Genomic DNA, 13,475 nt, shown 5'->3' on the forward strand with positions numbered 1-13,475 from the left:
TGCACTCGGACCGGATGGCCGACCTGGCCTGCTGCCGGGCTCTCCCGGCCTCGCTGCGTCCTACGGCAGGGGCTGCGGGTGGACTCTGGTGAGGTCGCGTAGTCCTTGGGCGGCGAAGGCGTGGGTGTGGGTGGGGTAGTGGACGAGGAAGGGGCGCGGGCCGGCCATGACGGGCGTGCCGGGCCGGGTTCCGGTCTCGTCCTGGGTGGCGGCGAGGTGGGCGACCGCGCGGGCGAGTGCGTCGGGCGGCCTGCCACTGTCGGGCGCGGGCGGTGTCCACGCCCGCGTGGTGGGCGGCGAGACCGGTGATCGTGCGCCGCCGCGACGGGCGACGGGGTGCCCTCACGGCGCCAGGGCAGCGAGTCCTCGCCTTCCGGACCGCATGGCGAGGGCGTGGTTGAGGTGGAAGAGCGGTCGGGCGATGGGCATCCAGCGCCGGAGGGCCGCCTTGTGGACGGTGACGCGTTCGGTGAAGTGCGCCACGCTGCCGTGCGGTTCACCTCGCTCCACCTTCCAGTGCACGGCGCCGGTGATGTCGCCGTCCAGTGCCGCCTCCAGGACGCCTGCGGCCGGATCTTCCCGGACGGCGGTCAGCCGGGTGGTCAGCGTGTACGGCAGGACGGACCGGATGACGACGACGCATGCGCGCCCGTCCACGGGTTCGACCGTGCGGAAGTCGCGCCACCAGGTGGGGTAGGCGCCGAGGTCGGCGAGCGCGGTGTATGCCGCATCCGGGGACAGCGGGGTCCGCCAGGTGCCGGTGAAGAGCATCTCGTCACGGTTCACGCGATGGTTCCTGCTCGTGCGGGGGCGGCGGAGCCGGGCAGATGGTTGCGGGTGCGGGCAAGGAAGGCGGCCGTACCGAGCGCCCACGTGGCGAGGAACCAGGCCGGCCCGAGGAACAGGTAGGCGTCCGGGACGCGCGTGGGCGTGAATCCCCCGGTGAAGCCGAGTTGCGTGGGGCCGTAGGCGGGGAGGAACTGCAGCCCGTCCCTGTCCGCCTCCCGATTGCTGACCGGGTTCTGCATCATGGCCTCGAAGAGACTGGCCATGATGATGACGAAGAGCCCGGCCAGTTCGCTCCGCAGGAACGCCCCCAGCAGGATGCCGATGCCCCCGTAGCTCAGGGCGGCGGTGAACAACCCCAGCGCCAGGACAGCGGGCTGGACCGGATCCCAGTACCACCGCACCACGGCGGTCGTGTAGGCGGCGATCAGCGCGCAGGCCACCGTCATCGCGACGACCTTCGACACCAGGAGAGGGCCGCGGGGATACCCCGCCAGGACGAGCCGGCGGTCGAACGCGAGGGCCTTGAAGGTCGTCATGAACATCATGAACCCGACCACCAGCGTGACCGTGTTCACGGCCCCCGACACCATGGTGAGGTGGTTGGCGTCGACGGTCACCCGCTCCCCGGTGGCGCGCAGCAGGAACGGCACCCGATCGGGGGCGACGAACCAGTGCCCCAGACTCAGCCACAGCGGGATGAACACCACGACCAGGACGAGAGCCAGACGATTACGGGCGTGTTCCAGGAACGCGAATCCGGCCCCGGTCCGCAGCGTCTCCCACCACCGGCTCACCCCGCGTCCTTCCCGGAGGCGAGCACACGGCCCTCCTCGCGCCGTGGCGCGGTCACCCCGTCCCGCAGCCGGTGCACCACGTCGAGGCGCTCGGCGTCGTGCACGACGTGGGAGACCACCAGGATGCAGCGGCCCCGGTCCCGCAGCCGGCAGGCGACGTCCCAGAACCGGAGGTAGGTTTCCCAGTCGAAACCCTGGTACGGCTCGTCGAGCAGCAGCACCTGCGGATCGTGCATGAGCGACAGGGTCAGATTGAGTTTCTGCCGGGTGCCGCCGCTGAGCTGTGCCACCCGGGTGTGCCGGTACTCGGCGAAACGCAGTTCCTCCAGGAGCTCCTCGGCACGAGCGGTCCGGGGAAGGCCGTACGCCCTGCGGAACCAGCTCAGGTGCTGGTCGACGGTCAGCGCGTCGTTGAGGACCGCCTCCTGCGGGCAGTACCCCAGCGAACCGTGGTGCTCCACCTCGCCGGCGTCGGCGGCCAGCTGCCCGCAGAGCACCTTCAGCAGGGTGCTCTTGCCCGACCCGTTCTCACCCACGACTCCCGCGAGCGTGCCCGGCTCGAGGCGGAACGAGACGCCCCTGAGCACGCGTCGGGACCGGTAGGACTTGTGGACGTCGCGCACGCGCAGGGCGTACGGACCGGACAGCACCATGGATCTCCTCCTCGCACACGGAACCTGACACCAGCTCATTCACGGGCCGTGTCCTCTCAGCGCCGACGACGCGAGAGGCAGGCCGCCAGCGTCCGCCACTGCCGCATGGCCTCCTCGGGTACGACGCCCTCCAGCCCGGCGAGGGCCGATGCGACGTACCGGCCGGCCGCTTCCTCTGCCCGTTCCCGGCAGCCGGCGGCACTGAGCAGGCCCATCACCTCGCAGACGCGGGCTTCGGGCAGCGGCCCCGTGGCCAGCAGATCAGCGGCTCTGCGGCCTTCGGCGGTGGTGGAGGAGGCGGCCAGCACCAGCGGCAGCGTCTTCTTCCCCCGCACCAGATCGGCCCCGACGGGCTTGCCGGTGAGTGCGCCATCACCCCACAGCCCCAGTACGTCGTCCAGGACCTGGAACGCCACCCCCAGATCGCTGCCGGCCGCGCGGAGCGCCCGCACCACCGGCGCCGGGGCCTGCGCCAGTACGGCCCCCAGCGCCGCCGCACAGCCGAAGAGCGCGCCCGTCTTGCCGCGCACCATGCGCACGTACCGTTCCACGGACACCTCGCCCAGCGGGCGTTCTTCCAGGGCGAGGTCCTCCGCCTGCCCGTGCACCATCTGCTCCACGGCTGCCACGAGGTCCTCGGTGGCCGTGCGGGCGCCCGGAGCATGCGCCCGCACGAGCGTGGCGACGGCCTGGACGACCAGTGCGTCCCCCGCCAGCACCGCCGCGCCGACGCCGAACTTCGCCCAGGCGGCCGTCTTCCCCCGCCGTTCGGTGTCGCCGTCCATGATGTCGTCGTGGAGCAGCGACAGCTGGTGCACCAGCTCCACGGCCGTACCGGCCACCGCGGCCAGCCCTTCGGGAGCGCCGGCCGAACGTACCGACAGCAGCGCCAGCGCCGCCCGCACCCGCTTGCCCACCCGGAAGCCGGCGTCCGGGGTTCCGTTCGTGTCCCACCCGAAGTGGTAGTCGCACACCGCAGCGACGGACGGATGCAGCCGTTGCACGGCCGCGCGCAGCGAAGGCTCGACGAGCTCCGTCCCGCGCCGGAGCAGCTCCTCACCACCGGCCCCGGCCTCACGCACGCCCAGCGGGCCGACACCCTGCGCTGATGTGTCCGTCATCCGTCGCGCACTCCCGACTCGTCCCGTCTTCCCCTCCTCTAACGACGACGACCGTCACGGGTTGTGACCGGCTCGATCACCACCAGGCGCCGATGGGACCGATGCCGGTCCCGGACACCACCGGCATGCAGGACAGGCAGCCGAGACGAGGTCGCCGAATCCGCCGACCGACATTCCGTGGGTCCGCGAGCATTCCCCAGCCGGCAGAGGCCGGACGCGGACACATCCGCTGATGTGCGCGGCCACCGTGAGGTGGATGGCGGCGGCTCGGCGCCGGGGCGGTCGTGGAGCAGCCAGGTCCCCGCTCGGCGGGCGCCGCCGCCGTCGCGGGACGGCGTTGCTTGGAAACGGCGTCCGGATGGACGCCGGGGATCGGACGCAGCGGCGCGGAGGTCACCCATGCCACGCACTCCACCGGTTGGGCCGCTGTGTCTCGCCGCGGGGCGGCCGGGCTCTGCCGGCGCCGGGGACCATGGGTTGCCGCCGGCCATTGGGCCGACCGGTCGACGGGCGGCTGATTCGCAGCCGGTCGGGAGTCGGCGAGGCAGATGTGGGGAATCCACCCGTCATGACCGATGACGTCGCAGACGCCGCACCTGCTCCTGACCATGAGGCGTCCACCCGCCTCTACTACGACACCGGCGACGTGGACGCGTTCTACGACGCCGTCTGGGGCGGTGAGGACATCCACATCGGCATGTACGCCCACACAGGGGAGGTGATCGCGGGCGCCTCCCGCCGCACGGTGCAGCACGCCGCGGACCGCATCGCGGACCTGCTGGGCCCGGATGCCACGGTCCTCGACCTCGGTTCGGGGTACGGCGGCTCGTCCCGCGCACTCGCCGAGCGCTTCGGCTGCCGGGTCGTTGCCCTCGACCTCAGCGAGGAGCACAACCGCCGCCATCGCGCGGCCAACGCCCGACACGGGCTTGACCGTCTGATCGAGGTCGAGACCGGCTCCCTGAGCCACCTCCCCTACGAGAACACACACTTCGACGTGGTCTGGTCGCTGGAAGTCCTGTGCCACGTAGCCGACCGGGCCGGCGCGCTCCAGGAGGCAGTGCGGGTCCTCAAGCCGGGCGGAGCCCTGGTGTTCTCCGACATCATGGCCGCCGAAACGACCCCGGCCCAGGCCCTGCGGCCCGCACTCTCCCGGCTCGGCGTCACAACCCTGGCCACCCCGTCGTTCTACCAGGACCACCTGTCCCGCCTCGGCCTGAAGGCCGACTTCGAGGACCACACCGAACACCTGATCACCCACTACGCACGCCTCGAACAGGAGGTACGCCGCCGCAGCGGCGAACTGCGCAAGGTCATCAGCGCCGCCTACCTCGACGAACTTCTGGACAACCTCCCCCTCTGGGCGGACATCACCCGCCGTCACCTGCTGCGCTGGGGCCTCTTCCACGCCCGCAGCTCCACGGACTGAACCGAGTCAGGTCGCACCGGGTCTCGCCGTCGACCCCGCCCCGCTCCAGCTCGGTGACCTGCAGCCGCGGCGTCCTGGGACCTCGGCGGATGCCTTCCCAAGGCCCTGATGGCACCGGAGCCGCCGTGGCCGGCCTCAGGTGGTGGCCGGCTCGGCGAGCATGTCGTCCACGATCTCCATACGGATCTCCGGGAAACCCTCGGCCACCGCTTCCCGCATCATGGCCAGGCCCTCCGGGTCGGGCGTGGCGCACTTGGCGCGGGTCTCCTCGTCGGGCCAGCGAGCGTAGGCCACCCAGGTGCCGTCGTCCGCTCGGTGCAGTCTGGACCCGTAACTCCCGCACTGTGCGTGAATGGCCGCGGTCACCCGGTGCCATCCGTCGATGAATCCCTGCTCCTTGCCGGGCTGAAGCCGCCAACGGTAGATCACTGCGAACATGTCCGTACCCCTTTCACGTTCTCCGGCCTTACAGGTCCGGGAGCCGCCGGCTGCCCGGTGACGCCGGATGATCAACCAACTTTCCCGTTTCCGAGCAGGGGTTCAAGTGGCGGTTTGCACAACAGCACCGCGGTTCGGGTTTCCGAGTGCCCAGTGGCTCAAGGCCTGATTCTGCCGATGTGAAGGCAGGTCGGCGTGTGCTGCCACCGCTACGGGTTGCCGAGCCCCCCGGGCGTACACGGTCGCGTGGGGTGGCGTCTGCCCGAGCGCTCTTACGGGGTCTGGGCGACGAGGACTTCGCGGGCGCGTTCGAGGAGGGAGCACAGGGTGGCGTGCTCGGCGGGGGTGAACGCGTTGGAGAGGGCCCGTTCGAGAACGATCACCTCCTGGTAGGCGCGGTCGAGGAGCTCCGCGCCAGGCCCGGTGAGCGAGGCGATGAGGACTTTGGCGTGCACGGGCGAGGGCTGCCGCTCGATGAGGGTCTTCTTCTGCAGGCCGGTCAGTACCTGCGCCATGGTCTGCTGGGTGACGCCGCATGCGCGCGCCAGCTGTGCCCCGGACATTCCCTCCGCCGCGCGGGAGAGCGCCAGCAGGACGGTGTACTGGGTCATGGTCAGGCCGTAGCCCCGCAGGACCGCCTCGTGATGCCCCATCAACGCCTGTTCCGTGCGCCGGATGCGGGTGCACAGGTATTCCTCCGCAGGGCCCTCGGTCATCACGCCCACTCCAAACTCAGGATCCTTCCTTGACTCAGGAACCTGATAGTCGTTACGTTCTCTCGGTATCAGGATACTGATTCCACCCAGGGAGCTTGCTCATGAAGGCCATCCTCCTCGATTCCGACGACCGCCTCGTGCTCTCCACCGCCGAGGTGCCCGTCCCCGGCCCGGGCGAGGTCGCGATCCGTGTCGCCTACGCCGGCCTGCAGTGGGGCGATCTCCTCACCCGCAACGGCCACTTCCCCACGCCGCGCCCCTTCATCCCCGGCTTCGAGGCCGCCGGACACATCACCGCCGTCGGAGAGGGCGTCGACCCCGCCCGCATCGGCGAACCGGTCACCGCGCTGACCACCTCCGGCGCCTTCGCCGAGATCGCCACAGCCCCAGCCCAACTCGCCTTCCCCGCTGCGGACATCGACCTGCGCACCGCGGCGGCGTTCGGCTGGGCCACCCCCACGGCCCACGACCTGATCAACACCGTCACCCGTGTCAGCCCCGGCGACCGCGTGCTTATCCATGCGGCGCTCGGCGGCGTCGGATCACTCGCCGCCCAGTTCGCCAAGGCCGCAGGAGCCGCCCGAATCGTCGGTGTCGGCGGCACCGCCTCCCAGACCGACTATGCGGCCCGGATCGGCTACCACCGTTTGGTGCCCCGCACCGACTTTCCCCACGCGCTCGCCGACGAGCGGTTCGACGTCATCCTCGACCCCATCGGCGGCCCCACCCGCCTGGCCAACCTCGAGCGCCTGGACCGGTACGGACGCCTCGCCGTCTACGGCAACATGGCCACCTTCGAGCCCGTGCAGATCGACGCCAACAACCTGCTCATGAACGGTACGTCAGTCCTGACCTACAACAGCGCCCTGCTCAGCCAGACCCACCCCGAGCGCCTCGCCGCCACCGCGGCCGAAGCCCTGCGCCTGCTGGCCGACGGACGGATCAACATCGACATCACCGCCGAGTACGAACTCGCCGACGTCGACACCGCGCTCAAGCGCCTCGCCACGGGAGGCAGTCGGGGCAAGGCCATCGTCCGCATCGGATGACGCGAGCCGGGCGAGCCCGGTGCCGCAAAGGCCACGCTGCTGTTTGGCGACATCGGATGAACTCTGCGATCCGTTCGGGGGACGGGTCTGGCCAGGCACCGAGGATCCGCCATAGGAACTCCTGACGCCGCTCGGTGGCGACTCGAGACAGGACGCACAGATGAGGGAGGAAGAACACCCTGGGAAGCACATGGGGAGGCAGCGCCCCCGACAACCCGGCAGGACTCAACCGCTCGCCCACGTTCTCCCTGTACGGCTGGAACTCCCAGGTCGCGGGGCAGCTGACGACGCCGTCGCTCGTCATCCACGGCACGGACGACGTGGTGGCTGACCCGGCATGGGGCCCCGCCATTCACAACAGCCTCGGGACGTCCGCCAAGGTGCTGGTACAGGTGCAGTGCGGCAGCCACCTGCTCCACCTCGCCGGCTGTTCGGGCCCGCGCTGCACGCCGGCGAGCGGCGTTCCCTACGGGGGACGCCGAGGTGAAGCCTGGGCCGGCCCCTACTCCACCTACCAGGCGGCCCTGATCGAGTGGATCACGAGGGGAAGGTTCGACGGCGCCAGGCGCGGCCACTTCGTGGTCGATGAAAGCGGCATCCCGTACCGGGTCTCGGCGAGCACCGCGAGGAGCCGCGCCGGGCACTGACTCGGGTGCCGGGGCGGGGGAAGAGTTCTTCGCCCGCCCCCGGGCGACCTGCGTCAGACCGGCGTGCAGGAGAGAAAGCGCCGAGTCGATCGTGCAAGGACCGTCGCGGTGTCAGCGGGTGTCGAAGCGGTCCTGGGAGGCCAGGACGGTGTCCGCGTAGCGGGCGGCCCAGGTGCCCATCGCGCGGATGGGAAACAGCAGGGCCGTGCCGGCCTCGGTGAGGGCGTAGTCGACGCGAGGTGGCGCCTCCGCGTAACGGCGGCGCTCCACCAGCCCGTTGTACTCCAGCCGCCGCAACGCATCGTTGAGCACCTTGGGGCTGATCCCGCCGATCCGGTCCAGCAGGGCGCGCGGGCGCATCGGACCGCCCTCGCCGATGACGAACACCACCACGCTGTCCCACCGGTTCGCCAGCACCTCGAAGGCGACCCGGGCCCGGCAGTCCGCCGCGAACCCGTCCCCCGCCAGTTCCTCGCGTTCTCCCATGCGCCCATCCTGCCCGGCCGATGCACACCACGCGGTATGCATCGGCCCCCTTAGCGTCCGGGTCATGACATCCCACGAGGCAAGAGCAAAGGGGAGCAGCACCATGCGCATCGGCATTCTCGGCACGGGTTCCATGGCCACGGCCCTGGGCGGTGCCTGGGTCCGGGCAGGTCACCAGGTCCTGGTGGGCGGGCGGAACGGGGCGGCCGCGGCCACGGCGGCGGCAAGGATCGGAGCTGCCGGGGCCGGCAGCCTCACCGAGGCGGCTGCTTACGGCGAGGCGGTCCTGATGGCCCTACCGGCGGACAGCGCACCGCAGTTGGCCAAGGAACTCGCTCCCGTCCTGACCGGGCGGACGGTACTCGACTGCACGGTCCCGATGGCGCCCGGCCCGGACGGACCCGACCTGACCACCACGGGCGGCACGGACTCCGTCGCCGCGCGCATCGCGGCCGCCGCGCCGGGCGCCGGTGTCGCCAAGGTCTTCGGCATCTGCCACGAGAGCATCTGGACCCTGCCGCGGCCCGCCTTCGAGGGCGCGCCCCTGGCCGTTCCCTTCTGTGCCAACACCCCCGCCGCAGCCGCCCTCACGGCGGAGCTGATCACTTCGATGAGCTGCTCGCCGCTTCCCTGCGGCGGACTGCCCCGGGCGGCGCTGCTGGAGTCGGCTGCGGTCCTCGCCATCGGCGTGTGGTGGTCCGGCGGTGAGGCACGCCATATCCTTCCTTCCCCCGCCCTGTCTCCCGGCGCCGTCGACGACGTTCCTTAGCCCTGGCGCACGCCTCAGCCCGGTCGTTTGATGCTCTCGAAGATTCGGGCGAAGCCCTCCTCACCGTGGCCCGCGTCGATCTGGCGTCGGATGAGTCGCTGCACCATGGCGACGGCGTCGGTGCCGATGCCCTGGTCGGCGCTGGCGGCGAGGATGTCACCAAGGTCGGAGAAGTGAAGGCTCTGCTGGCCTTCTACGGTGTAGTCGCCGCCGTCGATGACTTCGGCGAATCCCTGGAAGGCAGCGGTCATGGCGGTCAGCCACGGTGCGGCCCGGGTGGCGAACTCGCCCGCCGTGACGCCGGCCGGTGCGACCATCGCGGCGCCGTGCATGAATCCGGCGAACATGACGTACATGCCGGCGAGCAGGGCGAGGTCGTAGAGGGACGCGAGCCCGGCGTCCTCACCGAGATAGGTACTCGTCGCCCACAGGTCGAACACTGGCTTGTATGCGTCGAACACCTCGGCCGATCCGCTGTAGAGGATCGACGCCCCCGGTCCGCCGATCACGGGCGGCACGGCCATCACACCGCCGTCCAGGTAGGCGATCCCCGCCCGGGCCGCCCAGTCGGCCAGCTCCCGTGACTGGGCGGGTGCCGTCGTCGTCACGTTGACCAGGGTTCGGCCCGCCAGCTCACCGGCGATCGGGCCGAGCACCTCGTGCACGGACGCGTGGTCCAGCAGGCACACGATCACCAGCCGGCCGGCCCGGACCGCTTCGCCCGCCGTACCGGCGGCCGTGGCCCCCAGTGCGACGAGCTCGCCCGCCCTCTCCGGCGAGCGGTTCCACACCGTGGTCGCGTATCCGCCCTTCACCAGGGCGCCCGCGAGGGCACTGCCCATCGCCCCCAGCCCGAGCACACTCACCCGGACGCTGTTGTCAGTTGTCATTCCCAGCACTCCTGCGGTCGTTGTCGTTCACCTCGATCCTCCGCTCCAGCCAGTACGGTTGACCAGTACGGACTAATTAGTGAGGTACTCACCTGTGAGTAAGTAGCTCGTGGAGGACGGATGGCACCGACAGCACGGCGCGGCCCCTATTTCTGCGGCATCGACGCGGCGATGGACGTGGTCGCCGGCAAGTGGAAATCCCTCATCCTCTGGGAACTGCACCACTACGGGACCCGCCGGTTCGCGGAACTTCGGCGCGGCCTGCCCGGGGTCAGCGAGAAGATGCTGGTTCAGCACCTGCGGGAGATGGAAGAAGACGGGCTCGTGCACCGTGAGGTGTATCGAGAGGTACCGCCGAAGGTCGAGTACTCCTTGACGGAACACGGTGTGTCCCTCAACGAGGCCCTGGCCGCCCTGGGGCAATGGGGCCATGAACGCATGGCACGGATCGGGGCCGAAAGGGTCTCCGGCGACTCTGCTGCGCAGGTCCAGCGATAGCTGCCCGATCGTCAGGTACACGACCGCCGTCGCCCACTCGGTCGCCAAGGACACTTCGCACGCCCCGTGAACCGGCGCGTGCATCTCGGTTGCCCAGCCTGCGACCGGTGGGTCCACGTCGGCGACCGGGCCGATTCCGACGGCTCAGCGCTCAGTAGATGCCTCTGAGACCCCCGAAGCCCCCGGTGATCTGCACGGTGGCGCCGAATCCGCCCTTGCCGTCGCCGTCGTTGCGGACCAGGTCATCGGCTGCCGTACGGGAGACGGGATCGGCCCTACCGTCCTTGTTCAGGTCCCCGACGCCGACGAGGGAGTTCCGGCCCTGCGACCAGCCGTCCGCGGTCACCCGCACCCGCGCCTTGACGGTGCCGGTCGCCTCACCGTCATACCGCCACAGCGCGTCGTTGCCGTCGATCGCCACCAGGTCCCCGACCCCGTCGCCGTTCAGGTCACCGGCGCCCGCGATCGTCCCGTACAGCTTCCAGTTCAGCATGATCCGGGGTAAGGGTAGGTTCGGATCCTTGCGGCGTTCCAGGTCGTGGACGGACACGTGCAGAGGCCCCCGCCAACGGCAGGACGGCGGCTACGAGAGGCGAGCTGAGTACGGCCGCCGGCACGGATCGACGGAGCACGTCGGATTCCCCCGAAATCACGAAAGCGGCCCGCACGACAGCCGGAAGGTCGATTCCGGGAGCGGTGTACAGACCGGGTGAGTAGCCTGCCGGTGATCACCGCCAGGTGTGAGGCCGGCGGATAACCCGCCCCGATCCGCGCCTGCACCACCCCCCGGCGGAGGGGGCGTGCAGTCGGCGCGGTTCGGCCGCTGTGTTCGGGCTGGGTGTGTGCGGATCGCGCAGCCGAGGGGGCCTCGGTTGCCGGCGCCGGGGCCCCCTGCGGGACTTGTGATCACCTGTCGACGGCGTCGGTGACGCGATTCCAGTCGTCCAGGTCTGAGGTGCGGGCCTTCAGGGCGGTGCGCATTCCGGTGGCGCTGGAGGTGCCGAGGGCCAGGCGCAGCGGGGGGTTGGGGCTGTCGACCGCAGTTCGGATGCCTTCGGCGATCCGGGCTGCGGAGGAGAACGCGGATGCGGGCAGTTCTCCGATGCCCTTCTGGACCTGGCGGACGGTCCGGTCGTAGTCGTCGAGGCCGGCAGCGACGTCGAGGTTGGACAGGAAGGGGGTGGCGGTCAGTCCGGGCTGGATGATCGTGACCTTGATGCCGAGCGGTGCAACCTCGGCCACCAGTGCGTCCGACAGTCCCTCGACCGCGTGCTTGGTCGCGGCCAGCAGACCCACGCCGGGGTGGGCGGACTGCCCGTAGACCGACGAGCCCTGGAGGATGTGTCCGGACCGCTGGGAGCGGAGTACCGGCAGCGTCGCGCGGAGCACGTTGAGCACTCCGAAGACGTTGGTGTCGAACACGGCGCGGACCTGCGTGTCGGAGGCTTCCTCGACGGCTCCGAAGAGTCCGTAGCCGGCGTTGTTGGCCACCACGTCGATGCGGCCGAACCGCGAGAGCGTGCGCTCCACCGCTTCCCGGACGGCCTGCTCGTCACGCACGTCTGCCCGGACGAGGAGCAGGCGGTTGCCATGCGCTTCGGTCAGTTCGTCCAGGGAAGCGGTGTCGCGGGCGATCGCCGAGACGAGATCGCCGTTTCTCCAGTGCCTGGAGGGTCAGTTCGCGGCCGATGCCGGAGGTCGCTCCGGTGATGAGCCACGTGCGGGGGACGGTCTGCTGGTTTGATGTTCCGTTCATGTTGCGACCGTAGGCAGTTAGCTAGCAACGAGTCAAGCCAAGTGGCGCTACATGTTGCCCATTAGGCGACTTAGTGCCTCTTCCTGCTGGTGTAGGATGGGGTGATGAGCGATGCTGCAGCCGGATCTGCGAAACCCAGCCCGCGCACCGTCATGCCGGTGGTGGAAACCGTGCTCGCGTTCGTGAACACGCGCGCGGACGGAGCCGGCCGGCGAGAGCTGTTCGGGGACGGGCACTCGTTCGCGGCATGGCTCGCGGAGCACGACGAGTTCGGCGGCGACACCGTGGCGACCGATGCCGATGCCGCGGCCGCGCGCGAGCTGCGTGACGCTCTGGTGACCCTGCTGCTCGCGCACTCGGGCGACGAGGAGAGCCTGGGCGAGCCGCTCCGGCACGCCGAGCAACACCTCAGGCGCGCAGGTGCGCTCTATCCGCTGGCGACGGTGGTCACAGCCGGTGGCGTCGAGCTGGCGTCGCCGCAGGCAGGGGTGCCGCGCGTGTTCGGGACCGTTCTGGCCGCGGTGACGACCTTCGCACAGACCGGCGACTGGGGGCGCATCAAGGCGTGCCGCAACCCCCCGTGCCATTTCGGATTCTTCGACCGCACTCGCAACGGGGCAGGGCTTTACTGCAGTACCGGCTGTGGCTCCCAGGTATCCATGCGCAATTACCGCCGGCGGCAGCGCCGGGAGAGTGAGGCACCGCCCCAGGCGTGAGGCCGCGGCCGACTGCCTGATCGCAGCGCCGTGCTGTCCCCGGGTGCCGTCACCTCCCGATGGGGTCGAAGCCCGCTGGTTGTCACATAGGCAGGCTTCTTGGCACCTGCGAGGCTTGACGCCGGCAGGTCTTCCCTCTCAATTCTTGACGGCCTCTGCGATCTGGAGGGCGGCCTGGGTGGGTGTGAGGTGTGTGGTGTCGACGACCTCGGCCTCGGCGTGCAGCCAGGTGCGGGCCGCCTCGGCGTAGGGCTCAAGGTATTGGAGACGGAACGGGGAGTCGGGGCCAAGAACGGTGTCGCCCGCGATGCGCCTGCGGAGGGTGTCCTGGTCGGCGTGGAGGACGAAGTGCCGGACCGGAATGGCGTGCTGAGCAAGGCCCGAGCTGATCTCGCGCCAGTACTGCTCGACCAGGACAGTCATGGGCATCACCAGAGTGCCGCCGGTGTAGTCGAGAACGCGTCGGGCGGTCTCGACCACGAGCGGCCGCCATGGCGGCCAGTGCTGGAAGTTGCCCGTAGCGGGCAACCCCGGCGTGATGTCCATGAGTGTCTCGCCGACCTTCTCGGCGTCGAACACCCGTGAATCGGGGATCAGCTGCTGCACGAGCGCACTGGTCGTCGTCTTGCCCGCGCCATGGGTGCCGTTGAGCCATACGATCATGAGGCTCGACGCTAGCGTCGTGCGGGCCGCGGGAACAGGGACAGCAGAAATCAGGCCACTG

At 70.3% G+C, this 13,475-nt stretch carries 17 protein-coding genes; 6 read left to right on the top strand and 11 right to left on the bottom strand.

What is annotated here, in order from left to right:
* Positions 1–342: 342 nt before the first annotated feature.
* The 4 genes from AC067U_RS35865 to AC067U_RS35880 are packed head-to-tail and all read right to left on the bottom strand — an operon-like array spanning position 343 to position 3,357.
* Positions 343–786: an SRPBCC family protein gene (locus tag AC067U_RS35865; protein ID WP_478834041.1), complete on the bottom strand. Its 444-nt coding sequence runs from the start codon at positions 784–786 to the stop codon at positions 343–345.
* Positions 783–1,583 (bottom strand): ABC transporter permease, encoded by an 801-nt coding sequence (locus AC067U_RS35870; RefSeq protein WP_478834042.1) that lies wholly within the window; start codon positions 1,581–1,583, stop codon positions 783–785. The genes AC067U_RS35865 and AC067U_RS35870 overlap by 4 nt, the downstream gene beginning before the upstream one ends.
* A complete protein-coding gene (locus AC067U_RS35875) occupies positions 1,580–2,236 on the bottom strand; it encodes an ABC transporter ATP-binding protein (RefSeq protein WP_478834043.1) in 657 nt (218 codons plus the stop codon). The genes AC067U_RS35870 and AC067U_RS35875 overlap by 4 nt, the downstream gene beginning before the upstream one ends.
* 56 nt (positions 2,237–2,292) lie before the next feature.
* Entirely contained in the window at positions 2,293–3,357 is a 1,065-nt protein-coding gene (locus AC067U_RS35880; RefSeq protein ID WP_478834044.1) for a polyprenyl synthetase family protein, read from the bottom strand.
* Between the two features lie 568 nt (positions 3,358–3,925).
* Here AC067U_RS35880 and AC067U_RS35885 point away from each other — a divergent pair.
* Complete coding sequence (locus tag AC067U_RS35885; protein ID WP_478834045.1) at positions 3,926–4,786, top strand: SAM-dependent methyltransferase; 861 nt, start codon at positions 3,926–3,928, stop codon at positions 4,784–4,786.
* A 135-nt stretch (positions 4,787–4,921) separates the two neighbouring features.
* Here the strand turns inward: AC067U_RS35885 and AC067U_RS35890 are convergent, their stop codons facing one another.
* Together AC067U_RS35890 and AC067U_RS35895 are read right to left on the bottom strand one after the other, a co-directional pair.
* On the bottom strand, positions 4,922–5,224 hold the full coding sequence (locus AC067U_RS35890; RefSeq protein WP_478834046.1) for an antibiotic biosynthesis monooxygenase family protein: 303 nt from the start codon (positions 5,222–5,224) through the stop codon (positions 4,922–4,924).
* A gap of 272 nt (positions 5,225–5,496) precedes the next feature.
* A complete protein-coding gene (locus AC067U_RS35895; protein ID WP_478834047.1) occupies positions 5,497–5,940 on the bottom strand; it encodes a MarR family winged helix-turn-helix transcriptional regulator in 444 nt (147 codons plus the stop codon).
* A 101-nt stretch (positions 5,941–6,041) separates the two neighbouring features.
* Here AC067U_RS35895 and AC067U_RS35900 point away from each other — a divergent pair, with 101 nt between their 5' ends.
* Both AC067U_RS35900 and AC067U_RS35905 read left to right on the top strand, forming a co-directional pair.
* Positions 6,042–6,989 (top strand): quinone oxidoreductase family protein, encoded by a 948-nt coding sequence (locus tag AC067U_RS35900; protein ID WP_478834048.1) that lies wholly within the window; start codon positions 6,042–6,044, stop codon positions 6,987–6,989.
* Between the two features lie 323 nt (positions 6,990–7,312).
* Complete coding sequence (locus tag AC067U_RS35905; protein WP_478834049.1) at positions 7,313–7,636, top strand: hypothetical protein; 324 nt, start codon at positions 7,313–7,315, stop codon at positions 7,634–7,636.
* Positions 7,637–7,747: 111 nt separating this feature from the next.
* Here AC067U_RS35905 and AC067U_RS35910 read toward each other — a convergent pair whose 3' ends face one another.
* On the bottom strand, positions 7,748–8,122 hold the full coding sequence (locus AC067U_RS35910; RefSeq protein WP_478834050.1) for a winged helix-turn-helix transcriptional regulator: 375 nt from the start codon (positions 8,120–8,122) through the stop codon (positions 7,748–7,750).
* A gap of 103 nt (positions 8,123–8,225) precedes the next feature.
* Here AC067U_RS35910 and AC067U_RS35915 point away from each other — a divergent pair, with 103 nt between their 5' ends.
* A complete protein-coding gene (locus AC067U_RS35915) occupies positions 8,226–8,891 on the top strand; it encodes an NADPH-dependent F420 reductase (RefSeq protein WP_478834051.1) in 666 nt (221 codons plus the stop codon).
* Positions 8,892–8,905: 14 nt separating this feature from the next.
* Here the strand turns inward: AC067U_RS35915 and AC067U_RS35920 are convergent, their stop codons facing one another.
* Positions 8,906–9,781, bottom strand: coding sequence for an NAD(P)-dependent oxidoreductase (locus tag AC067U_RS35920; protein ID WP_478834052.1), 876 nt, complete (start codon positions 9,779–9,781; stop codon positions 8,906–8,908).
* Positions 9,782–9,901: 120 nt separating this feature from the next.
* Here AC067U_RS35920 and AC067U_RS35925 point away from each other — a divergent pair, with 120 nt between their 5' ends.
* A complete protein-coding gene (locus AC067U_RS35925) occupies positions 9,902–10,279 on the top strand; it encodes a winged helix-turn-helix transcriptional regulator (protein ID WP_478834053.1) in 378 nt (125 codons plus the stop codon).
* A gap of 151 nt (positions 10,280–10,430) precedes the next feature.
* Here AC067U_RS35925 and AC067U_RS35930 read toward each other — a convergent pair whose 3' ends face one another.
* Complete coding sequence (locus tag AC067U_RS35930) at positions 10,431–10,772, bottom strand: FG-GAP repeat domain-containing protein (RefSeq protein WP_478834054.1); 342 nt, start codon at positions 10,770–10,772, stop codon at positions 10,431–10,433.
* A 413-nt stretch (positions 10,773–11,185) separates the two neighbouring features.
* The gene (locus tag AC067U_RS35935) at positions 11,186–11,914 is read right to left on the bottom strand and encodes an SDR family NAD(P)-dependent oxidoreductase (protein ID WP_478834087.1); all 729 of its coding nucleotides are present in this window, start codon (positions 11,912–11,914) and stop codon (positions 11,186–11,188) included.
* 225 nt (positions 11,915–12,139) lie between these two features.
* Here AC067U_RS35935 and AC067U_RS35940 point away from each other — a divergent pair, with 225 nt between their 5' ends.
* Positions 12,140–12,751 (top strand): CGNR zinc finger domain-containing protein, encoded by a 612-nt coding sequence (locus AC067U_RS35940; RefSeq protein WP_478834055.1) that lies wholly within the window; start codon positions 12,140–12,142, stop codon positions 12,749–12,751.
* Positions 12,752–12,889: 138 nt separating this feature from the next.
* On the opposite strand, the gene AC067U_RS35945 is transcribed toward AC067U_RS35940, so the two are convergent.
* Positions 12,890–13,414, bottom strand: coding sequence for an AAA family ATPase (locus AC067U_RS35945; protein ID WP_478834056.1), 525 nt, complete (start codon positions 13,412–13,414; stop codon positions 12,890–12,892).
* Positions 13,415–13,475 lie beyond the last annotated feature (61 nt).

Source organism: Streptomyces sp. NPDC043853, assembly GCF_056436025.1.